This is a genomic window from Nocardia spumae (assembly GCF_020733635.1).
GTDB classification, from domain to species: domain Bacteria; phylum Actinomycetota; class Actinomycetes; order Mycobacteriales; family Mycobacteriaceae; genus Nocardia; species Nocardia spumae.
In genome coordinates this window covers 977,496-1,001,977 of sequence record NZ_JAJFZL010000001.1, presented here as the reverse complement: position 1 = coordinate 1,001,977, position 24,482 = coordinate 977,496, and the positions used below count along the sequence as shown (strand labels likewise).

The window sequence follows — 24,482 nt, the reverse complement described above, 5'->3', positions numbered from 1 at the left end:
GCAGGATCGTCCCTCCGCATCGAGCGGTATGACGGCGAGCGCGCCCCGCGGGCAACGTGCGGGGTAGGGATTACGCCGTGGGTGTTTCGGTGCGACTGATTGCGCGGGGGATCGCGAGGGTGGCCAGTTTGTCGGGGTTGCGGATGCCGTAGCCGTTGATGATCTTGTCGTCGGCGATGTCGAAGACGAGGAGGGCTTCCAGTTTGTCGTCGATATAGCACGCGAGTGCTGGTTGGCTGTTGCAGTTCATTGTCTCGATGCGTACCTGCGGTCGCCGCTGCGCGTATCGGAAGACCGCCATGAGAATCGCACCCACCCGTTCGGCGCCGGCGATGACCAGGTCCGGCAGCGCGGTCACCTTGCCGCCGCTGTCGGTAGTCCAGGTGATATCCGGCGCGAGCATCGACAGTAAACCTGTCATGTCCCCGGTGGTCGCGGCTGTTATGAAGCGTTCGGTGACCGCTGCGGTTCGAGCGGTATCGACCGGGGCGTACCGCTTGCGGCGGGCTTGCACGTGGTTGCGGGCGCGACGGGCCGTCTGATGCACGGCGTCGACGGATTTGCCCGTGGCGGAAGCGATTTCGTCGTAGTCGAAGCCGAAGACCTCGCGCAGCACGAAGACCGCCCGCTCGGTGGGGGTGAGCGTTTCCAGCACCACCAGCATCCCCATCGAGACCGACTCGGTGAGCACCACATCGCTCGAGGCGTCGCCGTCGGCGAGCAGCAGCGGCTCGGGCAACCACGGGCCGACGTACTCCTCGCGGCGGCTGGCACTGGCCCGCAACACGTTCAGAGCCTGCCGGGTGACCATTTGAGCCAGATAGGATTTCGTGTCACGGACGGTGGACAGGTCCACCCGCCGCCACCGTAGATAGCTGTCCTGCAGCACATCGTCGGCTTCGGTTGCCGAGCCGAGGATTTCGTAGACTATGGTGAACAGCAGCGGTCGCAGGTGCAGGAAACGCTCGGTGTGCTCGTCGGTGGCGGTCACGGCCGCGCGCCCCCCTCCGGTGCGGCTCCGCGCAATTCCCTGCGCCTGCCCAAGCCCATGAAGGAGGGGATCGCGCCGGGCTTGCGGGCCTCCTTGCGGATGGTCCCGATCGGGCCCGCGAGTCCCACCCGCTCCTTGATCCGCCCGGCCACGCGCCCGCCGATGTACATCGGCACGGGTGTGTCGTCACGACGGCTGAACTGCATCGCACCCGCGCGGCTGCCCAAACCTACGGTGCACGCTACGAAGGCCACGTCCAGCACGCTGGGTTCGGACCCCGCGATGCGGGCCAGCACGTTGTCGGCGGCCTGGGCGCCCAAGGGCTGGGCGGCATAACAGCTCATCCGCAGCGGCCGGCCCGAGGGCGCGACCGCGTCCCCGGCGGCGACGATGCGATCGTCGTCGATACTGGTCAGCGTCTCGTCGGTCAGTAGCCTGCCCAGTTCGTCGGTGCGCAGCCCGCTCCGCGATGCCAGCTCGGGCACCCCGAATCCGGCGGTCCAGATCGTGATCGCACTGGCCAGCACATCGCCGTCGGACAATACGACCCCGCCACGCCGCACTTCGCTCACCCGCGCCTGTTCGCGCACCTCGACTCCGTTCTCGGCCAGCCACTTCGCCACCGACCGCCGGGCCGGATTCGAGAAGTTCGCTGCCAAAATACCGCCTCCCACGACCGTGACGGCGCGGCCATGCTCGACGAGTTCGGCGGCGGTCTCTATCCCGGTGAGTCCGCCGCCGACGACGACAATCGGTGCCTGCGCGGGCACCTCCCCCAGCGCGGCGCGCAGCCGCTGGGCGTGTTCGAATTCGGCGATCGGATAAGCGAACTCAGCCGCGCCAGGCACCGACTCGGGCACCACGGCCGTGCTACCGACCGCGTAGACCACATAGTCGTACCCGAGCGCGCGCCCCGAACCCAGTTCCACCCTACGGGCGACGGTATCTATGCGGACAGCACGATCCACGACCAGCCGCACACCCGCGCCGAGCAGCGTGTCGTAACCGACAGCGGCCTCATGAGTACCGGTCACGAACTGGTGCAACCGCATCCGCTCGACGAACTCCGGACGCGGGTTGACCAGCGTGATCTCGATATCGCGACGCAGCCGCAGCCGATTGGCCGCCACGGCACCGGCGTACCCGCCGCCGATAACGACAACCTTGGTCATGGCGTTGAAATCAGTCATGCCCTCGAGACACGCCGCACCTCCCGGATCTGACATGGAGTGACACACGTCACATATATGACCCGCACCGCTAGGTCGCAGACCGGGACAAGGCGCAGTGCATCGACGAGCCGGCTCGGACTCTGCGAATTCACCATCGAGACTGGCAACCAGAAGGGCCTCCTCCCAGTCGCGCAGCTGTGCCCGGCGCCAGCCAGCACTCCCGCGACCAGTGAAGGTCGGACCGTGCGGATCAGATCAGCTGAAGCTCTGTGATGCGCGCATCCAATCGATCGCTCCGAGTACACGACCGGATTCGAACGCCGCCGCACTCGCGGGCAGTTCCCCGGCCCGGCAACTGTTGTAGACGGTGACCGCGCCCGTCCCCGCAGTGGGGCGGCCCAAGGCGTCGATCCGCCGGAGTGTCTGCCCCGCAACGGCTTCCGCACTGTCGAACAGCCGGACACCGGCGGGCAGCGCGCTCACGATCGAATCCAGGACCAGCGGATAGTGGGTGCAACCGAGCACGATCGCCTCGGTGTCGTCCGGGGTCTGCGCCGCGGCGCGCGCGATGGCCTCCTCGATGGCCGGCAGATCGCCGCGGTCGATGGCGTCGGCGAGGCCGTGGCAGGCCACCCCGGTCACATCGGCCTCCCCACCGAAACGCGCGATCAGATCGGCCTGATAGCGGCTGGTGGTGGTCGCCGCGGTGGCCCATACGGCCACCGATCGGCACGCGGCCGCGGCGGGTTTGATCGCCGGCACCGTACCGATGACCGGCACCTGGGGACCGACCTCGGCACGCACATGTTCGAGTGCGGTGACACTGGCGGTATTGCATGGCAACACGATCGCCTCCGCGCCCAGCCCCAGCGACCGCCGGGCGGCCGCGAGCACGCGATCGATCACCCACTGCTCGGGTTTCGGACCCCACGGCGCGCCGTCGGGATCCAGTTGCAGCAGCAGATCGAGGTCGGGGCGCAGCTTGCGCAGCCACGCGCCGGTGGGCAGCAACCCCAGTCCCGAATCGATGAGCGCAACGATCACGGGCCAACTGTATTACAGCGGGTCCGGCCGCCCGTCCAGTCGTCGGGCCGCGCCCTAGTTGACCGTCGCCGCCCTGCTGTTGGCCGCGAGTTCGGCCCGCATCTTCATGACCTGACCGGTGCGCCCCCCACCGACCACGGCGGTCAGCACGCCATTGTCGAAGTAGTGAGCCAGAAATTTGCGGCCGTCGTCCTCGAGCACGCGGATCTCGTCGGCCCCGGCCGGAGTGCCGAGCACCTGGATCTTCACGTCGTACTGGTCGCTCCACACGTACGGCACCCGGGCCGCGACCGGGATCTCGCCACCGAGCAGCGCGGTCGCCAGCAGTTTGGCCTGCTCGCCCGCATTGGTCCAGTGTTCGACCCGCTTGTGCCGGCCGTTGTCGTGACGCCAGGCCGCGACATCGCCCACCGCCCAGACACCGTCGACCGTGGTGCGTCCGACCTCGTCGGCGAGCACGCCTCCCCCGGCCCGCGGCTCCGCCAGCGGAATACCGGAATCGGCGAGCCATTCGGTGACCGGTGCGGATCCGACGCCGATGACGACCAGATCGGCACTCACGACGCTCCCGTCGGCGAGCGTCGCGCCGGTGACGGCGCCGCCCGCGGCCTGCAGCGAGTCGAGCCCCACACCGCACCGCAGATCCACACCCTCCTCGCGGTGCAGCCGGCCGACCAGACGGCCGACGGTCTCACCGAGAGCGGCGGCCAACGGGGTGGGCTGCGGCTCCACCAGCACGACCTCCACACCGCGCGAACGGAAGCTGGCGGCCAGTTCACAGCCGATGAACCCGGCGCCGACCACCAGCGCGCGCCGCGCGCTCGCCAATCCGTCGCGCAGTGCGGCCGCATCTTCGTGCCGGCGCAGCACATGGATACCCGCGGCCTCGGGCAGACCCGGAATTCGTTTGGGGCGCAGGCCGGTTGCCACGATCAGCTGGTCGTATTCGAGGGTGGATCCGTCGGCGAACAGCAGGGTGCGGGCCGCGGTGTCGACCCCGGTGGCGGCCGCGCCGAGGCGCAGTTCGATGTTCTTCTCGGTGAAGAACTCGGCGGGCCGCAGGGTGGTGTCCTCGGTCTCACCACGGACGAACTGCTTGGACAGCGGCGGGCGATCGTAGGGCAGACGCGCCTCGTCACCGACGAGGATCAGGCCGCCCTCGTATCCGGCACGCCGCAATTCCTCGGCGGTGCGCAGTCCCGCGAGACCCGCTCCCACGATCACGATCGGGGCGGTCATCGCAGCACTCCTCGCACGATCGGGGTGATCACTGTCGCTGGCACGTATTGCTGCACCAATCCACCATATTCTAGAACACGTTCTAATCCAGGGTGACGGGCGCCATATCCGACAGTCGCGCAGGATTGTGTCGGGTCGGGTATTGATCGGGCGGTCAATCAGAGCTATACCGAATAGAGAACACAATTCCGCCCCCGAGGAGGCCCCCGATGCTCACCGAAAGCCGCACCCAGGATTTCGTGGCCGTGGTACTCGGCGCGTACACCGCCCTGTCCCCCATCTGGACCGACCACAGCTCCCGCGCCATGTGGACCCTGATCGTGCTCGGCGTGCTGATCGCCCTGACCGGTCTGGCCCAGCTCACCCGCCCGGCGATGGCCGGAACCGATTACGCGATGGGCCTGTTCGGCGTGCTGCTGTTCCTCTCGCCGTGGGTGATGAACTACAGCTCCTTCAGCGGCGCCTCGTGGACCGCGTGGATCGTCGGCGTCCTGACCGTCGTGGTCGCCGTCGCCGCACTTCCGCAAGTATCGGCACGGATGCATACTGCACACTGATGCAGATGCACAAACCCCGTCGAGCGGGGCGCCGCCGGAGCAGGGAGGTCGACGGCGACGCCCGCGCTCTGATCCTGGACGCCGCCGAAAACCTCTTCGCGGCACACGGATTCGACGCGACCGCGACGGCCGCGATCGCCGACTTCGCCGATGTTCCGAAGGGTCTGGTCTTCTACTATTTCCCCACCAAGAACTCGATCCTGTCGGCCCTGATGGCCGAGCGGGTCCCCGCACATCCGATCGAGGACATCGCCACCGTGGTCACCCCCGGCGACCCGGCGACCAGCCTGGTGAAGCTGGACGCCGCACTGAATCTGCGCGACCACCACTCGTCGGTGCTGCGCGTGATCATGTGGCGCGAGGCCGATACCCATCCGGATGTCCGGAAACAGCTGCGGCGCATGCGCGATCAACTCCTCGACGTCACCGCACGAGTGCTGCAGGCCAGCGCACCGGGCCAGGTGCAGCCCGGCACCCTGCGCGCCTGCGCGGCCGCGTGGGTATCGGCGATGCTGACCATCGCGAGCACCGACCGGCTGCACGCTCTCGACGGCCTGACCCTGGCCGGCGCCGAGGAGATCATGAACCTCTCCCGGGTCGTCGCCGCCGGAATGACCAACCTCGGCTGATCGAGGCCGCCCGACCGCGCGGTGGCCGCCGTCAACGCGGCAGTGGCCGGGATGCGGGCTGCAGCCTGAAGGTCAGCGCCTCCATCCACCGCCTGCGCTGCGTCTTCTGCACCGCGGCGATGCGCCACTGCCCATCGGCACCGCGAATCACGGTGTAGGTGGCGAGCTTTCCGAGCTTCCCGGGTTCTCCCTTCGCGGATTCGCCCCGGGTGACGACCACCGCGGTATCGCTGCCGTAGCCACGGATCTCGACGATCTCGACGGTGAGACGAGTGCCCCTGAGGACACTGTCGAACAGGACCTGATGGGCACGGCCGATCTCGGCACCGCCGTGGTAGACGGTGCCCATATAGGTGACGTCGCTGGCGTCGTCGGCGAAGCAGGCGCCGTAGGCGGCACCGTCACCCCGAGCCCACGCGTCCTGGGTGCGCTGAATGAGTGCGCGAATGGCAGCGGCGTCGTCCATGGTCACAGGCATAGCCGGAACTCCCCTCGTGTTATTATCTGCTTAGAAGATTTTTCTTCCTCAAAGCATTCTCTTCGTTGAAGAAGATATTAGGAAGTGAGGTGACCCGTGTCAACAGAACGGCGCGACGACGACCCCGGTCAGGTCTTTCGCCGGTACCTGAGCGCGGTCGTACTCCATGCCCAGGCGGGCGCGAAAGCCGTCGGACTCGGCGCCACCGACCTGTACGCGCTGAACATCCTGGAGTTGAGCGGCGCCATGACCCCCGGCGAGCTGGGCGCCCGCGCCGGCCTGACCACCGGCCCCACCACCCGGCTCATCGACCGCCTCGAACAGGCCGGGTATGTGCGCCGCACCCCGGATCCGGGCGACCGCCGCAAGGTCGTCGTCGAACCGGTGAGCCGGCCGGAGGGCCTGGATCGCGCGCTCGCCCCCGCGCGCCGGCGGATCGGCGAGATCATCCAGAGCTACGGTCCCGAACAGCGCGAACTGCTGTTCGACTATTTCGCCCGCGCGGCGCGGGCCTATCAGCAGGCCGCCGACGATATCGGCACATCACCGGATTCCCCCGCCTGATCCGGTCGCCGCGAACGGTTTCCGCGACCGGTGCCGATGCGGCCTACCGCGGCAGCAATCCGGCCACCAGGGCCCGCAACCCCTGCTCATAGGTATCGGCGGCGGTGAGTTCGGCCCAGCGATCCGCGACCGCCGCGAGACGAGGGAGCTGCTCGGCATCGAGATCGGCGAAGACCCGCTCCCGGAAGGGCGGACCGTCATCGCGATCGCGCCGGCGGCGGGCAGCGGCGCGCACCAGAATCTCGCCGGCGGTGTAGTACCAGATCGAACGGTAGGCGTGCACGGCCCGCTCGGCATCGAGACCACAATCCATCGCGGCGTCGAGGATGACCTCCGGATACCAGAGCGCGACCGGTGACAGCAGGTCATCGGCCGTCAGCACCTCGGTGATCCACGGCACCGGAGCCAGCACGTCGTGCATCGCGCGCGCCGCGACGATCAGGCGTTCGGCCGGATCCGCCGGGAGCGACGGATGTTCCGCCGCCGTCGCCACCTCTTCGAGCAGCAACAACAGCAGCGCGTCCTTGTCCGGCACGTGGTGGTAGACGGCCATCGGCGTCGCGCCGAGTTCGGTGGCCAGCCGCCGCATGGTCAGCGCCTGTACGCCGTGGGTCTCGATCAGTTCGCGTGCCGCGGCCACGATCTGGGCACGCGAGAGCCGCGGCGGACGTCCGGTTCGAGTACTCACCCCGTCATCTTCACACGCGCCCTGGACAGCGGACGCGGCGGTCGGCTACTTTCTATACATGTACAGAAAGTAAGTGGCCGGTGACCGACGAGAGGAAACACCATGCAACTCGCACCTATCGATCTGTTCGCCCGTGGCATCCGAATGCTCACCGACGGTCGCGTCTTCGACGAACAGCGCCGGATGTCCGGGGATGTCGACGGCTGGACCCTGGCGGCCTTCCGGGTGGCCTCCGACGCCGACGTACACGGCGACCTCTGGGAAATGCATCCGGACGGAGCGGAACTCGTCGCGGTACTGGCGGGTGGAATTCGACTGTGCCTGCGCGGGATCGACGCCCCCGACGATTCGGTAGCGCTGCGCGCCGGTCAGGCATTCGTGGTGCCACGCGGACGATGGCATCGACTGGAGGTCGATGAACCCGGCGAGATGATGTCGCTGACGCTGCGGCGCGGCACCCAGCTCGAACCTCGGACGGATTGAGCTGCGGCGCAACGACGGCGGGACCGCTCACACACCCCGCGGACTCGCAACCGGAGCAGGGACCGATAAGAATGGGGCGTATGACGGATCCGACCAATGCCCGTTTCGGAGAACCCCATGCTGCGCGAGAGGGTTACCGGCTGACCCGCCCGGAGGAGGACGCGCAGCAGCGGACGGAGACCACCGGCCCTGCCGCGCCGGGTAGCGAGCATTACGGTCTGCGTTGGGACGGCAGCGAATTCGGCGATACTCGCTCCGGCGGTACTCCGACGGCGCTGCCCCGGCGCGATACCGCACCCGGCCACGGCGAATCCCTGACCTTCCCCGCCGAGGCCTATCCGCCGGGCGGCGCGGACAGCGTTTTCGGGCCCGCCCCCGGCGGATCGGCCACCGATATCCCCACCTACACACCGGAATACCTCTCCGGCAGCACGGTTCAGGCACCGGCCTCCACTCCGACACCCGGATCCGGACTGCCCACCCGCGACTCGGCAGCATCCGCCGCGACCACCCCGCCGCCGCTGCCGCGCCGAGAACCCGCGCCGCACACCATGTTCGCCTCACCCTTCGACTCGGACTACGAGCACACCCAGCCCGAGTCCCCCGAACACCTGGCCGCGATGGACAACGAATCCGCTCCGACCTCCAGCTTCGCGGCAACACCAGCGGCCACGCCGAGCTCCGCCCCCGACTCCGAGGCCGAATCCCAGGATCCCGAGGACACCGTCCGCCGCATCGCCGAAAGCCTCGGCATCGATACCGATCTGCCGCACCGCACGCGCGGCGACCGCTCCGATATCGGCAGTCGGCAACCGAACAGCGAGCACACCGGCGGGCACGGCCCCGTGGAATCCGCGCCGCGTCCGGAGCAGACCGATCCCGACCGCGACGAGGCCGAGCCGCTCCGCCCGGCCGACTCCGGCACCCGCGGGTCGTCCCCCACCCAACTGCCGCTGCGCTCCCCGAACCGGTCGCACGCGGCCGCCGACGCCGACACCGAGGATCGGCCCGCCGAGCCGGAACGCGGCGGCGACCCCTCCCCGGCGAACGGCGGCGCGTCGAGCACCGCCCTGCCGAATCGGCGCCTGCCCGCCCGCGCGGCGAAAGCCGCGGCAGCACAGGCACGCGACGATGAGCCCGCGTCCGATCCGGCGCCCGCAATCGCGGGGGCACACGAGGCCGATACCGCACCGGAGACCCCGCCCGCACCCACCGCCCAACCCTCACACCGACATTCGAGCGAGCCGGAACCGTCCGACGCGGCCGACGAGACCGATCCCGAGCCGACCGCGAACGAACCCGGCGACGCATCACAGGACACCGCCTCGTTCCCGGTGATATCCGATCCGCTCGCTGCCGCCGCGACCGCGACACCCGCGCGCCCCCATGCCTCCGGGCGCAACGGCGCGACGGTGGGCCTGCGCTCGACGCCGGCCACTGCCCTGCGCGCGCCGGCAGATACCGATGTCCTGCGCCGCCCGGATACCGAATCCGGCGCGGCGGAATCGACCTCGTCATCGCGCCCCGAACCCGATACCCCGGACGCGCGGGTGAACGTCGAAGCTACTGTCGCACAGCCGCATTCGTCGGCCCACGCGGAGGCCACACCGACCGGCGAATCCGGTTCCGAATCCCGCCGGACCCGGCGCGCGGCGGCCGACCACCATGCCGGGGAGACCACCGAGGACATCGCTTCCCGCACCGGCATCGCACCCACCTCCCGGCGCGCCAGCCGTCGCCGCGCCGAAGCCACCGGTGACGCGCCGGCCATCGACGTCGGCGTGGTGATGCAACTTCTGCTGGCGAGCCACACTCTCGAAAATGTGGCCCGCAACGCCGAGGCCGGCGATGTCTCGCTCGACGACTTCATCACCGCCGCCCACCGCACGCGCGCGGCCGCGGTCGAACTGGTCACCACCTGGTTCGGCGGTGCCGCGCAGATGCGCGAATTCGCCGAAGCGCTGCTGGCCGCCACGGAGAGCTGAACCGGCCGCGGTTCGGCGCAGATACGCGAGAAGGGCCGTTCCCCTGGGGGAACGGCCCTTCTCAGTGCTGTCACTCGACGTGACGGCCGATCACAAGGTCACTTGATGACCTTGGTGACGCGGCCGGCGCCGACGGTGCGGCCACCCTCGCGGATCGCGAAGCGCAGGCCCTCTTCCATGGCGACCGGCTGGATCAGCTTGACGCTCATCTCGGTGTTGTCGCCCGGCATGACCATCTCGGTGCCCTCGGGGAGGGTCACGACGCCGGTCACGTCGGTGGTGCGGAAGTAGAACTGCGGGCGGTAGTTGTTGAAGAACGGGGTGTGGCGACCACCCTCGTCCTTCGACAGGATGTACGCCTGGCCCTCGAACTCGGTGTGCGGGGTGGTGGTGCCGGGCTTGACGACAACCTGACCACGCTCGACATCGTCGCGCTTCAGACCACGAACCAGCAGACCGACGTTGTCACCGGCCTGACCCTGGTCCAGCAGCTTCCGGAACATCTCGATACCGGTGATGGTGGTCTTCTGGGTCTTCTCGCGGATGCCGACGATCTCGACTTCCTCGTTCACGTTGATGATGCCGCGCTCGACGCGACCGGTCACCACGGTGCCACGACCGGTGATGGTGAAGACGTCCTCGATCGGCATCAGGAACGGCTTCTCGGTCTCACGGACCGGATCCGGGATGGACTCGTCGACGGCGTTCATCAGCTCGACGATCGACTCGCTCCACTTCGGGTCGCCCTCGAGCGCCTTCAGGCCGGAAACGCGGACGACCGGAGCCTCCTCGTCGAACTCCTGGGCGGCCAGCAGCTCGCGGACCTCCATCTCGACGAGCTCGAGGATCTCCTCGTCGTCGACCATGTCCGACTTGTTCAGCGCGACCAGGATGTAGGGCACGCCGACCTGACGGGCGAGCAGCACGTGCTCACGGGTCTGCGGCATCGGGCCGTCGGTGGCCGCGACAACCAGGATCGCGCCGTCCATCTGGGCGGCACCGGTGATCATGTTCTTGATGTAGTCGGCGTGACCGGGGGCGTCGACGTGCGCGTAGTGGCGCTTCTCGGTCTGGTACTCGACGTGGGAGATGTTGATCGTGATACCACGAGCCTTCTCCTCCGGAGCCTTGTCGATCTGGTCGAACGCGAAGGCCGCGTTCAGGTCCGGGTACTTCTCCGCCAGCACCTTGGTGATGGCGGCAGTCAACGTGGTCTTGCCGTGGTCGACGTGACCGATGGTGCCGATGTTGACGTGGGGCTTCGTCCGCTCGAACTTCGCCTTCGCCACTGTTGTCCTCCTGGACTAGTTAGTGCGTGCTTTTTTGCAGCAGTGCGGTTTGTATTTTCCTGGGGTCGTTCGACGACCGATACGGGGCGGATTCTCGCAAACCCGCCCCGACAGCGATTACTCGCCGGTCGCCTTGGCGATGATCTCCTTCGCCACGTTGGCCGGAACCTCCGCGTACGAATCGAACACCATGGAGTAGTTGGCCCGGCCCTGGGTCTTCGACCGCAGGTCACCGATGTAGCCGAACATCTCCGAGAGCGGAACCAGCGCCTTGACGACACGGGCACCACTGCGTTCCTCCATGGCCTGGATCTGGCCACGGCGGGAGTTCAGGTCGCCGATCACATCGCCCATGTAGTCCTCGGGCGTGATGACCTCGACGGCCATGAGCGGCTCGAGGATCACCGGACCGGCCTTACGGGCCGCTTCCTTCAGGGCCTGCGCGCCCGCGATCTTGAACGCCATTTCCGAGGAGTCGACCTCGTGGTAGGCGCCGTCGAGCAGCTTGGCCTTCAGGTTGACCAGCGGGTATCCGGCGAGGACACCGTATTGCATGGCGTCCTGGATACCGGCATCCACCGACGGGATGTACTCGCGCGGAACGCGGCCACCGGTGACCTTGTTCTCGAACTCGTAGGTCGCGCCGTCCTCGCCGGTGAAGGGCTCCAGGCCGATGATGACGCGGGCGAACTGGCCCGAACCACCGGTCTGCTTCTTGTGGGTGTACTCGTGCTTCTCGACCGGCTTGGTGATGGTCTCGCGGTAGGCCACCTGCGGCTTACCGACGTTGGCCTCCACCTTGAACTCGCGCTTCATCCGGTCGACCAGGATGTCGAGATGCAGCTCGCCCATACCGCCGATGACGGTCTGGCCGGTTTCGGCATCCAGCTTCACCGAGAAGGTCGGATCCTCTTCGGCGAGCTTCTGGATCGCGGTGCCCAGCTTCTCCTGGTCGGACTTGGTCTTGGGCTCGATCGAGACCTCGATGACCGGATCCGGGAAGGTCATGGACTCCAGCACGATCTGGTTCTGCGGATCGCACAGGGTGTCACCCGTGGTGGTGTCCTTCAGGCCGATGACCGCGTAGATGTGGCCGGCGGACGCCGAGGGAACCGGGTTCTCCTTGTTGGAGTGCATCTGGAACAGCTTGCCCAGACGCTCCTTCTTGCTCTTGGTCGAGTTGATGACCTGAGCGCCGGAGTCGACCTTGCCCGAGTAGACGCGCACGTAGGTCAGCTTGCCGAAGAACGGGTGCACGGCGATCTTGAACGCCAGCGCGGCGAACGGCTCGTCGGCACTCGGCTTGCGAGTGATGAGCTCGTCCTCCTTGCCGGGGACGTGACCCTGCACGTTCTCGACATCCAGCGGCGAGGGCAGGTAGTCCACGACGGCGTCGAGCATGGGCTGCACGCCCTTGTTCTTGAACGCCGAACCACACAGCACCGGGTACAGCTCCGAGGCGACGGTCAGCTTCCGGATGGCGCCCTTGATCTCCTCGATCGAGAGCTCCTCGCCACCGAAGAACTTCTCCAGCAGCGCCTCGTCCGACTCGGCGACGGTCTCGAGCAGCTCCTGGCGGTACTGCTCGGCCTTCTCCTTGAGATCGGCCGGGATTTCCTGGACCTCGTACTTCTCACCGAGCTTGGTCTCGCCGGTCCACACCTTGGCGTTCATCTCGACCAGGTCGACGATGCCCTCGAAGGTGTCCTCCGCGCCGATCGGCAGCTGGATGACCAGCGGCTTGGCACCGAGGCGGTCCTTGATGGTCTGCACGGTGAAGTAGAAGTCCGCACCGAGCTTGTCCATCTTGTTGACGAAGCAGATGCGCGGCACGTCGTACTTGTCGGCCTGACGCCACACCTGCTCGGACTGCGGCTCGACACCCTCTTTGCCGTCGAAGACGGCGACGGCGCCATCCAGAACACGCAGGGAGCGCTCCACCTCGACCGTGAAGTCGACGTGACCCGGAGTGTCGATGATGTTGATCTGGTTGTTGTTCCAGAAACACGTCACCGCCGCCGAGGTGATGGTGATGCCGCGTTCCTGCTCCTGCTCCATCCAGTCGGTGGTCGAAGCACCGTCGTGGGTTTCACCGATCTTGTAGTTCACACCGGTGTAGAACAGGATTCGTTCGGTTGTGGTCGTCTTGCCGGCATCGATGTGAGCCATGATGCCGATGTTGCGGACCTTGTTGAGGTCGGTGAGCACGTCCTGTGCCACGGAAATCTTCCCCGCTCTGCTCTGTTAGCGATCAGCTAGTTGGGATTTTCGGGAACGGCCCGGGATACTCCGCCGCGATGCGGCCCTGGCCATCACTATGTCAACGTCGGGTGCGGCTTACCGGTGCCCGCATGTGGCACGGGCCGCACCCGACCGTGACTCGCCTCCCGGCGCCGTTCCTTCACCGGCGGACCGGGCGACCAATCACCAGCGGTAGTGCGCGAAGGCCCGGTTGGACTCGGCCATCTTGTGGGTGTCCTCGCGACGCTTCACCGCAGCGCCCAGACCGTTGCTGGCATCCAGCAGCTCGTTCGCCAGACGCTCGATCATGGTCTTCTCGCGACGCGCGCGGGAGTAGTTGACCAGCCAGCGCAGCGCGAGGGTGTTGGCGCGGCCCGGACGGACCTCGACCGGCACCTGGTAGGTGGCGCCACCGACACGGCGGGGCTTGACCTCCAGCGCAGGCTTGACGTTGTCGAGGGCGCGCTTGAGGGTGACGACCGGATCGGTGCCGGTCTTCTCGCGCGCCTGCTCGAGGGCACCGTAGACGATGCGCTCTGCGGTCGACTTCTTGCCGTCCAGCAGGATTTTGTTGACCAGCTGACTGACCAGCGGCGATCCGTAGACCGGATCGTTGATCAGCGGACGCTTGGGTGCGGGGCCCTTGCGTGGCATATCAGCTCTTCTCCTTCTTGGCGCCGTAGCGGCTGCGGGCCTGCTTGCGGTTCTTCACACCCTGGGTGTCGAGCGAGCCACGAATGATCTTGTAGCGCACACCGGGGAGGTCCTTCACACGACCGCCGCGAACGAGCACCATGGAGTGCTCCTGCAGGTTGTGGCCCTCACCCGGGATGTAAGCCGTGACCTCGACCGCGCTGGTCAGGCGAACACGCGCGACCTTACGGAGCGCGGAGTTCGGCTTCTTCGGGGTCGTGGTGTACACGCGGGTGCACACGCCACGACGCTGCGGGCTCCCCTTCAGGGCCGCAGTCTTGGTCTTGGCGACCTTGTCGCGACGACCCTTGCGGACCAGCTGGTTGATGGTTGGCATATACCGGCTTTCCTTATTCAGTAACCAGTTGTCTGGAACTCTTCGATGTCTGTTTGTCGGCGGTGCTCCTCCGATTCCCCGGAGTTCACACCGCCGTCATAGAGCTGTCACCACTTGCCCGGATCACGTTTCCATGTGTCCCGAGGTCGGGCGTGTCGCGCGCAGTACATGCCTACTTTTTCGGGCACGCTGAAACGGTCGGCCGCTTTCGCTGGCTTACGTTCTACGCACTAACCTGCCCGCACGCTTCCGGGCACAGCGATCCACGATACCCGGCGCCACGCCGAGGGGCAAAAGAGGGTCGAGCGGACCGCCGTTCACCACCTACGATGCGTATCAACTATCTCTCGAGCCCGTCGAGTCCGTCCATCCGGGTCACCCTCATCGCTAGCGAGCGAGGTTCAGCGTCAACTCGGCCAATTTCTTCGCCCCGGCGCACGGATCCGGATGCCCGCCCGGCCGGTAGTTGATCCACCAGCCGATGATGCCGGTATCCGCGGCCGGAGCCATCACACCGCACGAATCCGGATCACCGGGCCGCTGTACCTGCAGCGCGCGGCGGCCCTGCACGTTCACATCCGATGTGGTGTACCCGAGCCGGTCGTTGTTGGCCTTCTCGTTCGGCAGCGAACCCATCTCGTACCAGTTCAACGTGGCCATACCGCTGCCGCCGGAGGTACCCGACAGATCCCACATGCACACCGCGCCGTTGAACGAGCCCTGCGCGTCCTGCGCACCGGTCGCCTTGGCGATCTCGTCCTGCTTGACGACCTCGCATTCGCGCAGCAACTTGTCGAAGTTCATGTTGACCCCGCCGCTGCTACCGGCCGGCAACGCGGTCCCGGGCACCGTGCGCCCACATCCGCCGACGGTCACTCCCACGGCGACGGCCAGCACGGCGATCGCCGCCGCCCGCCGGCGGTGACCCCGTCCACGGGCGCGCACATCGTCTCTCATCTCAGCGGTCCTCATTTCAGGCGCTGCACGGTCAGCTCGGCCAATTTGCGGTTCTTGTCGCACGGTGTCGCCGAGATCTGCCCGAAAGCCCCTGGCTCGGTGGACCATTCGAAGAAGTCGTCACCCAGCTGCACGGCCAGGTCGCAGATCCCGTAGGTCGGATCCACCGCTTGGAAACCCTTCTTTCCGCCGACCTCGATGGTCTCGGGGTTGCGTCCTTGCGCCGTCACCCATGCCCGCTCCCGGTCGATCGGACTGCCGCGATAGGACGCGAAAGTCACCGACGGCCCTCCGATTCCGCCGCTCTGCCAATTGCAGCCGACCGAGTTCTTGAAGGGCTGGGCGGCCTGTGTCAGGCCACCGAGCGCCCGTACCTCGTCGTCGGTGACGTTCCCACACTCACCTACGAACGGACCGAGGGCGGCGACCTTCGCAGGTGGGCGCGCCGAGGGGACATCATCATCGGACTTGTCGCTCGAACACGCCGACAGCGCCAGCGCCAGGGCCATCGCAGCGATGAGGGCCGAGCAGATCCGCATACCGGTGACTCTACCGATCGGGCGGTGATTCCACAGAGGTCGACCGCCTCGCTCACAGGTTTCCCCGCGTCTGTTGCTCTCTTTCGATAGCTTGAAAGAGAGCTTTGAAATTGCCCTTTCCGAAGCCCAGGGATCCGTGGCGCTCGATCAGCTCGAAGAACACCGTGGGACGGTCGGTGAGCGGTTTGCAGAAGATCTGCAGAAGATATCCGTCTTCGTCGCGGTCAACGAGAATCCCCCGGGACCGCAGCTGCCGCACCGGAACACGGACGCGTCCGATCCGCGCACGCAGTTCGCGGTCCTCGTAATAGGTGTCGGGGGTGTCGAGGAATTCGATGCCCTCGTCGCGGAGCGCGTCGACGGTGCTCAGGATGTCGCCGGTCGCCAGCGCGATGTGCTGCACTCCCGGTCCGCGATAGAACTCCAGATACTCGTCGATCTGCGAACGCTTGCGTCCGGCGGCCGGCTCGTTCAACGGGAACTTCACCCGGTGATTGCCGTTGGCCACCACTTTGCTCATCAATGCCGAATACTCCGTGGCGATATCGTCGCCCACGAATTCCGCCATATTCGTGAATCCCATGACGCGGCGGTAGAACTCGACCCAGTGGTCCATCCGGCCGAGTTCGACATTGCCGACCACGTGATCGACGGCCTGGAACAGCCGGTGCGCTGTCCGCGGGCGATAGTCCGATCGGCGCGCGATGTACCCGGGCAGGTAGGGCCCGTGATAGCGGGACCGGTCGACCAGGGTGTGCCGGGTCTCGCCGTAGGTGGCCAGGGCGGCGGTGCGGACCGTGCCGAATTCGTCGCTCTCATCGTGCGGTTCGACCAGCACCGTGGCGCCCTGCCCGCGGGCGTGGTCGATACAGCGGTCGACATCGGGAACCTCGAGGGCGATATCCACGATGCCGTCACCGTGACGATCGTGATGGGCCACCAGCGGACTCGCCGGATCGACCGCCCCACACACCACGAATCGCGCACTCCCGCTGCGCAGGACGAAGGACTTGTGGTCGCGATTACCGGTCTCCGGACCGGAGTAGGCCTCCAGCGTCATCCCGAAGGCCTGCAGGTAGTGCGCGAACTGGGTCGCGTTGCCGACCACCCACACCAGCGCATCCCATCCGAGGACCGGGAACGGATCGCCGCCGGGATCGTGCTCGACCAGACCGACCAGCCGGCGTAGCTCCACATCGCTGGGCACTGCGGGCCGGGTGTTCCTGGCGAGGGGCTCGATTGTCATGCAGACAGATAATCTCCGCGTCGTACTGCTGGGCAATATCGATGATTTTCGGTAGACACCCTGGCGTGATCGGCCACCATCGAGGCTCGAGTGCTGGACAATTTGAATAGCTGCTCTCCCGGGTACCCGCGAGGCGGCCCGAGCCCAGGAGGCAGCGATGACGCGCACGCCCGCGAAACTCGACGAACTGGATCTGGCGATCCTCTCGGCCATGCACGAGTACCAGAAGGCCGGCATCCTCGAACTCTCGCGACGGACTCGGGTCGCCCGCGCGACCGTCCAGTCACGGATCGCGCGGATGGAGGAGGCGGGCGTCATCGCCTCCTACGATCCGCAGGTCGACGTCACCGCGGCGGGCTTCGACGTGCAGGCCTTCGTCACCCTGGAGATCGCGCAGGGAGCCCTCGACGCGGTCACCACCGATCTCGAGGCGATCCCGGGCGTCCTCGAGGCCTATGCCACCACCGGAACCAGCGATGTGCTGTGCCGGATCGGCGCGGATTCGCATTCGGGTCTGCAAACCGTCCTGTTGAGCATCGACCGCAGTGCGGCGGTCGTCCGGTCGCACAGTGTGATCGTGCTGTCCACGGTGGTGGCCCGGCGCACGCTGCCGCTGCTACGCACCCTCACTCCGGCCGGAACCAGCAAGGCTCCCGCCTACCGCCATGTGGCGCGGTGACCACCTAGGGCCTGAGATCGGCGCCGGGCGTGAGTATTTCGACCCGCGAGCGCAGCTCGGGTTCCAGGAATCGCAGCAGCGCGAACGCTTCGGCCTCGACCTCGGCGGCTTCGGTCGCGGTCCAGTCCCGGCCGGGCGCGATCCGCAGCCGAGCCGTGTCCTTGCCGGTGAACACCTTGTAGATCCCGGCGAGATATCCGTCGACCAGGATCGATGAGACCTGTGCGGCCGAATGCCGCAGCGGCGGGGGTGCGCCGCCGGGGATGATCCGGCTGCGGTCCTGATGGGACAGCAGCACATTGTCGTACCAGCCGAGCAGACGTACCGGCGCGGGCCGATCCGGATCGGCCAGTTCGGCGTCGGCGGCGTCGTGGAGAGTACGGCCCCGCTCGTCGGTATAGGTACGCACCCGGTCGCCGAGGGCGGCCAGCGCCTCCTTGACGCCGCGCAACCGCGACCACGTCTGCACATCCGTCGTCGTCGCCGGGCCGAACGCGCGCAGATAGCGAATGATCAACTCCTGCACCGGATATGTGTGATCCAGAGGTGCACCCAGCCACGGTTCGATGCGCGACCACACCGGCCTGCTGTTGTTACGCCACAACCCGCGCGGCGGGGTCTGCAGCACCGGAAGCTGGTAGATCCAGGTCTGTGTCACCGCCGAGGGATCGCGATCGGGGTATTCCGCCGCGGCCCGCTTCCGGAGCTCCGCCGCCGGCATCGGCTGCTCGCCCAGCGTTCGCTCACCCCGGGCCCGCACCTCCTCGGGGTCGAGCCCGACCATCGCGCCGTAGTTGAAGCCCTTCCGGAACGGGATCTTCTCCAGTTGCTCCTGCATATGCGGCGCCATCCGCAACGCGTCCGGCGCCGTCACCAGATGAATCGTGGCCCGCATCGACGTGATCCGGACCAGCGATCGGTCCTCGAGTCCCGCCGAGACCGTCGACGGGTCGAAATCCCTTGTCCGGCTCCACAATCCGATGAACGGCGGCGGCACGTCCTGAGCCTGCAGTCCGACCAGGTGGTCGCACAGTTGCGCCACCGTCCGATCCGACCGCTCCAGCAGGTGCTGCCGGGCCAGCAGCGTGCGGTTGAGGACCCGATTCGACAGTTCCATGATGGCCACACCCTACGGTCGCCCACCGACAGCGTCGGCGCGACCGCGCGGGCCGCGCCGACGGCGCCGCAGCGCCTGTCTCAGCGCACCGTGACGACGACTTTGCCCTTGGCCGAACGATTGTCGAGCGCCGCCACCGCGTCGGCGGTCCGCTCCAGCGGGTACAGCACCGGCTCCGGCGCGGCGATCGCACCCGATTCCAGCAGCGGAGCGACCTCGGCCCACTGCTCCTGCAGGTAGCCCGGATGGGTCATCACCCATTCACCCCAGGCCGCGCCCACGACCTCGACGTTCTTGAGCAGCAGGCGGTTGACCTTCACGGTGGGGATCTCACCCGCGGTGAATCCGACCACGAGCAACCGCCCGGCCGGAGCGAGCGAGCGAATGCTGTCGGTGAACCGATCGCCACCGACCGGATCCAGCACGATGTCCACGCCGCGCCCCCCGGTCAGTTCCTTGACCGCGGCCAGCCAGCCGTCGGTGAGGACCACATCGGACGCGCCGTTGGCCCGCGCCACCTCGGCCTTCTCCTCGGTGCTGACCACCGCGATCACCCGGCCCGCGCCCAGCGCCTTCGCCATCCGCAGCGTCGAGGTGCCGATACCGCCGGCCGCGCCGTGCACCAGGACGGTCTCCCCCGCGGCCAACCGGCCCCGGTTACGCAGGCAGAAATGAACGGTCAGATCGTTGAAGACGATCCCCGCACCCGCTTCGAGGGAGATGTTGTCCGGCAGCCGGAACACCATGTCCTTCGCGGTCACCGCGGTCTCGGCGACCGCGTTGCCGAGCATGGTCAGCGCCACCACCCGATCCCCGGCCCGGACGTGGGCATCCTCGGGCGCCGAGCGCACGATTCCGGCCACCTCACCACCGACCACGAAGGGCAGTTCGGGCTTCATCTGATATAGCCCTCGCGTCATCAGCACGTCCGGGAAGGCGATTCCCGCCGCGTGCACGTCGACCACCACACCGCCGGGAAATGCCGCCGGTTCGGCGATATCGACGACCTCGATGGATTCCGGCCCCTCGAGCTTGCTCACCTGCGCTGCACGCATGAAACGACCTCTCTGTCCACGGCTGCTTTCCAACAAGTTAACCGGTCTTCGCACACCCCTGTCCACGGGTCCGCCATTTGCTAGGCTTGGCCCGCTGACTGAGCGAAGAGGGGGAGTCTCATGGCCGGTCCCAACGATCCACCCGCGAACGCGATGAAGATCGATCCCGCGGCGCTGCGGAGTTTCGCGAAAACCTTGCACGACGAGTCCGATGCCATCGGCAAACTCGATCCCGGACTGGCCGCCGCCGCGGGGGCGCTGCCCGGCACCGGCTGGGAGGCCGCCTGCATCGGCGCCAAGACCTCGGTCGAGAACTCTCTGCAGCGAATCGGTTCTCGCGTAACGCATATCGCCGACTCCGTCGAGCAGGCCGGCAAGGTCATCATCGATACCGATCAGCAGCTGCGCGACGATTTGAACACGATCGGAATCCGGGTATGACGGCACCGGGCGGGGCACCGACGATCCCGGATGTCGAAAAGTGGGATCCCGAGGCATTGCGTACCGCCGCCGCCGCGGTCGGCAAGCTGTCCGGCGACCTCGACCGAGCCGTCCTCGCGGCGGTCGACAGCACCCGGAAGCTCGGCCAGAACCAGCAGTGGGGCGGCGGTGCGGCGCAGGCGGCCGACGGGCGCATGGAGCTGGAGAAGGGACGCGCCTCGGCGGTCAGTCAGGCGGTGCTCGGCTTGCAGACAGCCGTGGGCCAGCAGGTCGAGAACCTCGAGAATGCCAAGAAGGCGGTCCTGGACGCGCGGGACGCCGCGCTGCATCCCTCCGGCCAGGAGGAGGGGACCCCGACGGACGGCTTCGAGGTCGCCGACAACGGCACGGTCACCGCGAATACCCGCAAGAAGTACTGGCAGGACCTGCAGGGCGCCAGCGATATCGACAAGCAGAACAACTCACTGCGCGAGGACGGCTTCGCCGCCCGGCATCAGCTGGCGATAACCAACGCCCTGAAACAGGCCGAGTTGGTGGCCGAAGCCGCGATCACGGCCGTCGACGGCGCCAAGGCTCCCCTCGATCTCGCCTTCGCCGGACTCGGCGACCCGGTCACCGGCGCCGGTGCGGCACCTCCGGCGCCTCCGGCACCGACGGTTCCCGCCGCCACCGCGCCCGCGGCCACCGCGCCGGCACCGCACAACTCCGGCAGCCCGGTCTCGAACCTGACCAGCTCCCATTCGGGCGGCAACAGCTCACACAGCGGTGGCGGCTACAGCAGTGCCGCCTACAGCGGTTCGAGCAGCGGTTCGACCAGCGGACCGCCACCCACGGCTCATCCCTCCGGCGATGTGAAGGATTGGATCGCCCAGGCCAAGCAGGTCCTGATCGAGATGGGCTACCCACCGGAGTCGATCGACGAGAACGCCATCGCCCTGATCATCGAGCACGAATCGGGCGGTGACCCGAACGCGATCAACAACTGGGACAGCAACGCCGCCGCGGGGCACCCGTCGAAGGGGCTGATGCAGTGCATCGACAGCACCTTCAACGCGCACGCCGCTCCCGGCCACAACGACATCTGGAATCCGGTCGACAATATCGTCGCCGCGACGCGCTACTCGATCGACCGCTACGGCTCCCTGGACAACGTGCCGGGCGTCTCCGCGGTCTCCGGTGGCAGCGGCTACGTCGGCTACTGATCGCCGAAAGGAACCGGGCGCGTTCCGCGCCCGAATCGGCAACGGGAGCGTTTCACACCGCTCGCGGAGGTGGTTATCGAAATCGCAAGTGGCGGTGCTCTTCTCGTCGGAGCACCCTCCCTCCGGACCGAAACTGGACATTTGCTACGTGTGAGTAGAGCCATCTCGGCGTAACAGTGTGACCTGCGCCCCGTAAAGTCATGTCAAAGAAGCACCGCATGAGTACGCGGCACACCGTGCAGCGCGAGGAGCACCAGTGTCACTCGATCAGCCACTCGCCCCGCTTCCCCAGGAGGGCATGGGCTTCGCTTCGGCGTGGCCCATCCGGGCTGGCGATGTAGATCCCTACAGCCGGCTGCGGCTCGATGCCGTGGCTCGATATTTGCAAGACATCGCGTGGGAAGAATTGCACAGCAGCTTCTTCCATCGCACCGACCCGGATTGGATCGTGCGCCGCACCGTGATCGACGTGGTGCGGCCGATCGTGTGGCCGGACCGAGTGGAACTACGCCGCTGGTGTTCGGCCATGTCGACCCGCTGGACCAATATGCGGGTGCGTATCACCAGCGACAACGGCGGCTTGGTCGAGACCGAGGGTTTCTGGATCAATATCAACGAGTCGACCAATATGCCGACTCGGATCAGCGATCAGGGCCTGGCCCACCTGGCCCGGACCACCGACGAGCACCGGCTGCGCTGGCGGCCGTGGCTGAACGACGCGGTGCCCGCGGAGTCCGACACCGATCTGCCGTTCCCGGTGCGAGCGACCGACATCGACCAGTTCAACCACGTCAACAACGCCGTGTACTGGCAAGCGGTCGAGCACTATCTGGTCGACTATCCGAAGCTGGTGGCCGGCCCGCATCGCGCGGTGATCGAATATCTCGCCCCCGTACTGGCCCGCCAGCACATCAGTGTGCGCAGCCGCTACGAACCCGGTGACCGTAACGGCCAGGCGGTGCTGCGGCTGTGGTTCATGGTCGACGGCGCGATCACGACGACCGTCCGGATCGGCCCGCTGCCCGGCTGAGTTCCCGGCCGTGCGGTAGCCGTCGGTTCGCGCGGACGCCCGCGGTTCCGGACCCGCTGCGCGGACGGGTCCGGAACCCCCGGCCGTCAGCCGCGCGCGGCTTTGAGCAGGTCCTCGATGGTGGTGAATTTGACCCGCGGGCGGCCGGCGGTCTTGCCGGCGGTCTTCTCGGCCGCGTCGATGGCCTTCCAGCCCTCGCGGTTGATCGCGTCGGGTTGCCGCTGCGCGAGCAGGGCCTCCAGCGCTGCCCGATCCCCCTGTGGGGCAGTCAGTTTGCCCGTGGTGAAATCCTCGAGCAACTGTTCCACGGTCTCGGTCGCGTCGACCCGGTTGGATCCGATCACGCCGCGGGGTCCGCGCTTGATCCAGCCCGAGACATACACACCGGTCACATGCGCCGCATCGGCGACGACCCGGCCGTGCTCGTTCGGGACGACACCGCTGCGCTCGTCGAACGGCAGATCCGCGATCGCCACACCGCGGTAGCCGATGGACCGCAGCACCATCGACGCCGCCAGCGTCTCCGTGCGATCGGAGGCCCGCGCCAGGACCCGGCCGTCCTCGGCGACCAGTTCGTTGTGCACGAATTCGACCGCCTCGACCTTGCCGTCACCACTGATCTCGGTCGGCGAGGCCAGATAGCGGAACACGATGCGCTTGTTGTCCGGGTTCGGGGCCTCGGCCGCGTACTCCCGCGCCAGCTCGTACTTCAGCTTCAGCGAGGGTTCGATCTCCGGATCGTCGAGCAACGCCTGACTGTGCGGATCCAGTTCCAGCTCGGCGGGGTCGATGACCACGTCGACGCCCTTCAGATGGCCCAGCGCCAGGAATTCCGCGGAGGTGTAGGCGGCCTGCAGCGGGCCGCGCCGGCCCAGCACCACGACCTCGCGAATATTGCTCGCGCGCAGCGCGTCCAGGGCGTGGTCGGCGATATCGGTCTTGGCCAGCTCGTCGGGCGGCAGGGTCAATACCCGCGCCACGTCGAGTGCGACGTTGCCGTTACCCACGATGACGACCCGCTCACCGGACAGATCGAAGGTGCGCTCGGCGTAGTCGGGGTGGCCGTTGTACCAGGCCACGAACTCGGTCGCGGAATGGCTGCCGGGCAGGTCCTCACCGGGCACGTCCAGGCGGCGGTCGGTGGAGGCGCCGACGGCATAGATCACCGCGTGATGATGGGCGAGCAGCTCATCGTGCGAAATGTGCTTACCGACCTCGACATTGAGCCGATACTGCAGCGTCTCGCGGCGGAAAGCGCTCTCGAACATGCTCGACACCGACTTGGTGCCCGGATGATCCGGGGCGACACCGGCACGGACCAGACCCCACGGGGTCGGCAGCCGGTCGAACATCTCCACCTCGACATCGGCGCGCCGCAGCAGCTCGTCGGCCGCGTAGCAGGCCGCGGGCCCGGCGCCGACGATCGCCACCCGCAGCGTGCCCAGCTCCTTGGGCGGGCGCGCCGGGGTCACCAGCGGATCGAAGTTCGACTCCAGCGGATGCCGCTGGAAATACGAGGCGTTGATATCGCGGAAGCGAGCCAGGGAAGCCGTCAGGTCGTCCTCGGAGAAGATGGCCTCCACCGGGCAGGCATCCACACAGGCACCACAGTCGATGCATGTGTCGGGGTCGATGTACAGCTGCTCGGTCGTCGCGAACTCGGGTTGCTCCGGAGTAGGACGAATGCAATCGACCGGGCACTCGGGTACGCAGCTGGCGTCGTTGCAACAACGCTGCGTGATCACGTAGGCCATATCTCGCAGATCCTCGAAAACATCATGGGGCATCCCCATCCGGGGTCCGGACGGGGCGTGTGTCACACCGGT

25 protein-coding genes are annotated in these 24,482 nt (G+C 67.3%); 9 read left to right on the top strand and 16 right to left on the bottom strand.

What is annotated here, in order from left to right:
• Positions 1–70: 70 nt before the first annotated feature.
• The 4 genes from sigJ to LKD76_RS04470 all read right to left on the bottom strand — a co-directional run bounded on the left by sigJ (position 71) and on the right by LKD76_RS04470 (position 4,446).
• Entirely contained in the window at positions 71–991 is a 921-nt protein-coding gene (gene sigJ, locus LKD76_RS04485) for an RNA polymerase sigma factor SigJ (protein ID WP_227979652.1), read from the bottom strand.
• A complete protein-coding gene (locus LKD76_RS04480; protein ID WP_227979651.1) occupies positions 988–2,181 on the bottom strand; it encodes an NAD(P)/FAD-dependent oxidoreductase in 1,194 nt (397 codons plus the stop codon). Before LKD76_RS04480 ends, sigJ begins: the two co-directional genes overlap by 4 nt.
• 237 nt (positions 2,182–2,418) lie before the next feature.
• Complete coding sequence (locus tag LKD76_RS04475) at positions 2,419–3,207, bottom strand: glutamate racemase (protein WP_227979650.1); 789 nt, start codon at positions 3,205–3,207, stop codon at positions 2,419–2,421.
• 54 nt (positions 3,208–3,261) lie between these two features.
• A complete protein-coding gene (locus LKD76_RS04470; protein WP_227979649.1) occupies positions 3,262–4,446 on the bottom strand; it encodes an NAD(P)/FAD-dependent oxidoreductase in 1,185 nt (394 codons plus the stop codon).
• A 209-nt stretch (positions 4,447–4,655) separates the two neighbouring features.
• Here LKD76_RS04470 and LKD76_RS04465 point away from each other — a divergent pair, with 209 nt between their 5' ends.
• On the top strand, positions 4,656–5,003 hold the full coding sequence (locus LKD76_RS04465; RefSeq protein WP_227979648.1) for an SPW repeat domain-containing protein: 348 nt from the start codon (positions 4,656–4,658) through the stop codon (positions 5,001–5,003).
• The gene (locus tag LKD76_RS04460) at positions 5,003–5,632 is read left to right on the top strand and encodes a TetR/AcrR family transcriptional regulator (RefSeq protein WP_372465742.1); all 630 of its coding nucleotides are present in this window, start codon (positions 5,003–5,005) and stop codon (positions 5,630–5,632) included. Before LKD76_RS04465 ends, LKD76_RS04460 begins: the two co-directional genes overlap by 1 nt.
• Positions 5,633–5,663: 31 nt before the next feature.
• On the opposite strand, the gene LKD76_RS04455 is transcribed toward LKD76_RS04460, so the two are convergent.
• Positions 5,664–6,110 carry an SgcJ/EcaC family oxidoreductase gene (locus LKD76_RS04455; RefSeq protein ID WP_227979646.1) on the bottom strand — a complete coding sequence of 149 codons (447 nt, stop codon included), beginning with the start codon at positions 6,108–6,110 and terminating at the stop codon, positions 5,664–5,666.
• A 96-nt stretch (positions 6,111–6,206) separates the two neighbouring features.
• Between LKD76_RS04455 and LKD76_RS04450 the strand changes: the two genes are divergently transcribed.
• A complete protein-coding gene (locus tag LKD76_RS04450; protein ID WP_227979645.1) occupies positions 6,207–6,674 on the top strand; it encodes a MarR family winged helix-turn-helix transcriptional regulator in 468 nt (155 codons plus the stop codon).
• A gap of 43 nt (positions 6,675–6,717) precedes the next feature.
• Here LKD76_RS04450 and LKD76_RS04445 read toward each other — a convergent pair whose 3' ends face one another.
• Positions 6,718–7,362, bottom strand: a complete 645-nt coding sequence (locus LKD76_RS04445) for a TetR/AcrR family transcriptional regulator (RefSeq protein ID WP_227979644.1) — start codon at positions 7,360–7,362, stop codon at positions 6,718–6,720.
• A gap of 102 nt (positions 7,363–7,464) precedes the next feature.
• Here LKD76_RS04445 and LKD76_RS04440 point away from each other — a divergent pair, with 102 nt between their 5' ends.
• Together LKD76_RS04440 and LKD76_RS04435 are read left to right on the top strand one after the other, a co-directional pair.
• A complete protein-coding gene (locus LKD76_RS04440) occupies positions 7,465–7,845 on the top strand; it encodes a cupin domain-containing protein (RefSeq protein WP_227979643.1) in 381 nt (126 codons plus the stop codon).
• An 80-nt stretch (positions 7,846–7,925) separates the two neighbouring features.
• Positions 7,926–9,830 (top strand): hypothetical protein, encoded by a 1,905-nt coding sequence (locus LKD76_RS04435; protein WP_227979642.1) that lies wholly within the window; start codon positions 7,926–7,928, stop codon positions 9,828–9,830.
• A gap of 98 nt (positions 9,831–9,928) precedes the next feature.
• Here LKD76_RS04435 and tuf read toward each other — a convergent pair whose 3' ends face one another.
• The 7 genes from tuf to hppD form a co-directional block, all read right to left on the bottom strand.
• Positions 9,929–11,119, bottom strand: coding sequence for an elongation factor Tu (gene tuf / locus LKD76_RS04430; RefSeq protein WP_227979641.1), 1,191 nt, complete (start codon positions 11,117–11,119; stop codon positions 9,929–9,931).
• A 117-nt stretch (positions 11,120–11,236) separates the two neighbouring features.
• Complete coding sequence (fusA, locus tag LKD76_RS04425) at positions 11,237–13,339, bottom strand: elongation factor G (RefSeq protein ID WP_227979640.1); 2,103 nt, start codon at positions 13,337–13,339, stop codon at positions 11,237–11,239.
• Positions 13,340–13,543: 204 nt separating this feature from the next.
• Positions 13,544–14,014 (bottom strand): 30S ribosomal protein S7, encoded by a 471-nt coding sequence (rpsG, locus tag LKD76_RS04420; protein ID WP_025352956.1) that lies wholly within the window; start codon positions 14,012–14,014, stop codon positions 13,544–13,546.
• Position 14,015: 1 nt separating this feature from the next.
• Positions 14,016–14,390 (bottom strand): 30S ribosomal protein S12, encoded by a 375-nt coding sequence (gene rpsL, locus LKD76_RS04415; protein ID WP_014353064.1) that lies wholly within the window; start codon positions 14,388–14,390, stop codon positions 14,016–14,018.
• Between the two features lie 387 nt (positions 14,391–14,777).
• A complete protein-coding gene (locus LKD76_RS04410) occupies positions 14,778–15,347 on the bottom strand; it encodes a DUF3558 domain-containing protein (protein ID WP_227979639.1) in 570 nt (189 codons plus the stop codon).
• An 11-nt stretch (positions 15,348–15,358) separates the two neighbouring features.
• Entirely contained in the window at positions 15,359–15,886 is a 528-nt protein-coding gene (locus LKD76_RS04405; protein WP_227979638.1) for a DUF3558 domain-containing protein, read from the bottom strand.
• A gap of 52 nt (positions 15,887–15,938) precedes the next feature.
• Positions 15,939–17,132 (bottom strand): 4-hydroxyphenylpyruvate dioxygenase, encoded by a 1,194-nt coding sequence (gene hppD / locus LKD76_RS04400; RefSeq protein ID WP_227979637.1) that lies wholly within the window; start codon positions 17,130–17,132, stop codon positions 15,939–15,941.
• 157 nt (positions 17,133–17,289) lie between these two features.
• Between hppD and LKD76_RS04395 the strand changes: the two genes are divergently transcribed.
• Positions 17,290–17,811, top strand: coding sequence for an Lrp/AsnC family transcriptional regulator (locus tag LKD76_RS04395; protein ID WP_227979636.1), 522 nt, complete (start codon positions 17,290–17,292; stop codon positions 17,809–17,811).
• 4 nt (positions 17,812–17,815) lie between these two features.
• Here LKD76_RS04395 and LKD76_RS04390 read toward each other — a convergent pair whose 3' ends face one another.
• Entirely contained in the window at positions 17,816–18,928 is a 1,113-nt protein-coding gene (locus LKD76_RS04390; protein ID WP_227979635.1) for a winged helix DNA-binding domain-containing protein, read from the bottom strand.
• An 80-nt stretch (positions 18,929–19,008) separates the two neighbouring features.
• Positions 19,009–19,983, bottom strand: a complete 975-nt coding sequence (locus tag LKD76_RS04385; RefSeq protein WP_227979634.1) for an NADPH:quinone oxidoreductase family protein — start codon at positions 19,981–19,983, stop codon at positions 19,009–19,011.
• Between the two features lie 120 nt (positions 19,984–20,103).
• Between LKD76_RS04385 and LKD76_RS04380 the strand changes: the two genes are divergently transcribed.
• From LKD76_RS04380 to LKD76_RS04370, 3 genes are all read left to right on the top strand, one after another.
• Positions 20,104–20,424 (top strand): ESX-1 secretion-associated protein, encoded by a 321-nt coding sequence (locus LKD76_RS04380; RefSeq protein ID WP_227979633.1) that lies wholly within the window; start codon positions 20,104–20,106, stop codon positions 20,422–20,424.
• Positions 20,421–21,626 (top strand): lytic transglycosylase domain-containing protein, encoded by a 1,206-nt coding sequence (locus tag LKD76_RS04375; protein ID WP_227979632.1) that lies wholly within the window; start codon positions 20,421–20,423, stop codon positions 21,624–21,626. Before LKD76_RS04380 ends, LKD76_RS04375 begins: the two co-directional genes overlap by 4 nt.
• Positions 21,627–21,882: 256 nt before the next feature.
• A complete protein-coding gene (locus LKD76_RS04370; RefSeq protein ID WP_227979631.1) occupies positions 21,883–22,656 on the top strand; it encodes an acyl-[acyl-carrier-protein] thioesterase in 774 nt (257 codons plus the stop codon).
• A gap of 86 nt (positions 22,657–22,742) precedes the next feature.
• Here the strand turns inward: LKD76_RS04370 and LKD76_RS04365 are convergent, their stop codons facing one another.
• The gene (locus LKD76_RS04365) at positions 22,743–24,410 is read right to left on the bottom strand and encodes an FAD-dependent oxidoreductase (protein ID WP_227985092.1); all 1,668 of its coding nucleotides are present in this window, start codon (positions 24,408–24,410) and stop codon (positions 22,743–22,745) included.
• Positions 24,411–24,482: the final 72 nt, after the last annotated feature.

Coding starts and splice junctions, on each gene's coding strand:
- LKD76_RS04460 (WP_372465742.1), top strand. CDS start 5,003: ATGCAGATGCACAAACCCCGTCGAGCGGGGCGCCGCCGGAGCAGGGAG.
- LKD76_RS04405 (WP_227979638.1), bottom strand. CDS start 15,886: ATGCGGATCTGCTCGGCCCTCATCGCTGCGATGGCCCTGGCGCTGGCG.
- LKD76_RS04380 (WP_227979633.1), top strand. CDS start 20,104: ATGGCCGGTCCCAACGATCCACCCGCGAACGCGATGAAGATCGATCCC.
- rpsG (WP_025352956.1), bottom strand. CDS start 14,014: ATGCCACGCAAGGGCCCCGCACCCAAGCGTCCGCTGATCAACGATCCG.
- rpsL (WP_014353064.1), bottom strand. CDS start 14,390: ATGCCAACCATCAACCAGCTGGTCCGCAAGGGTCGTCGCGACAAGGTC.
- LKD76_RS04465 (WP_227979648.1), top strand. CDS start 4,656: ATGCTCACCGAAAGCCGCACCCAGGATTTCGTGGCCGTGGTACTCGGC.
- LKD76_RS04395 (WP_227979636.1), top strand. CDS start 17,290: ATGACGCGCACGCCCGCGAAACTCGACGAACTGGATCTGGCGATCCTC.
- LKD76_RS04410 (WP_227979639.1), bottom strand. CDS start 15,347: ATGAGAGACGATGTGCGCGCCCGTGGACGGGGTCACCGCCGGCGGGCG.
- LKD76_RS04390 (WP_227979635.1), bottom strand. CDS start 18,928: ATGGAACTGTCGAATCGGGTCCTCAACCGCACGCTGCTGGCCCGGCAG.
- LKD76_RS04375 (WP_227979632.1), top strand. CDS start 20,421: ATGACGGCACCGGGCGGGGCACCGACGATCCCGGATGTCGAAAAGTGG.
- LKD76_RS04435 (WP_227979642.1), top strand. CDS start 7,926: ATGACGGATCCGACCAATGCCCGTTTCGGAGAACCCCATGCTGCGCGA.
- LKD76_RS04385 (WP_227979634.1), bottom strand. CDS start 19,983: ATGCGTGCAGCGCAGGTGAGCAAGCTCGAGGGGCCGGAATCCATCGAG.
- LKD76_RS04480 (WP_227979651.1), bottom strand. CDS start 2,181: ATGACTGATTTCAACGCCATGACCAAGGTTGTCGTTATCGGCGGCGGG.
- LKD76_RS04470 (WP_227979649.1), bottom strand. CDS start 4,446: ATGACCGCCCCGATCGTGATCGTGGGAGCGGGTCTCGCGGGACTGCGC.
- LKD76_RS04365 (WP_227985092.1), bottom strand. CDS start 24,410: ATGGCCTACGTGATCACGCAGCGTTGTTGCAACGACGCCAGCTGCGTA.
- hppD (WP_227979637.1), bottom strand. CDS start 17,132: ATGACAATCGAGCCCCTCGCCAGGAACACCCGGCCCGCAGTGCCCAGC.
- LKD76_RS04440 (WP_227979643.1), top strand. CDS start 7,465: ATGCAACTCGCACCTATCGATCTGTTCGCCCGTGGCATCCGAATGCTC.
- LKD76_RS04455 (WP_227979646.1), bottom strand. CDS start 6,110: ATGCCTGTGACCATGGACGACGCCGCTGCCATTCGCGCACTCATTCAG.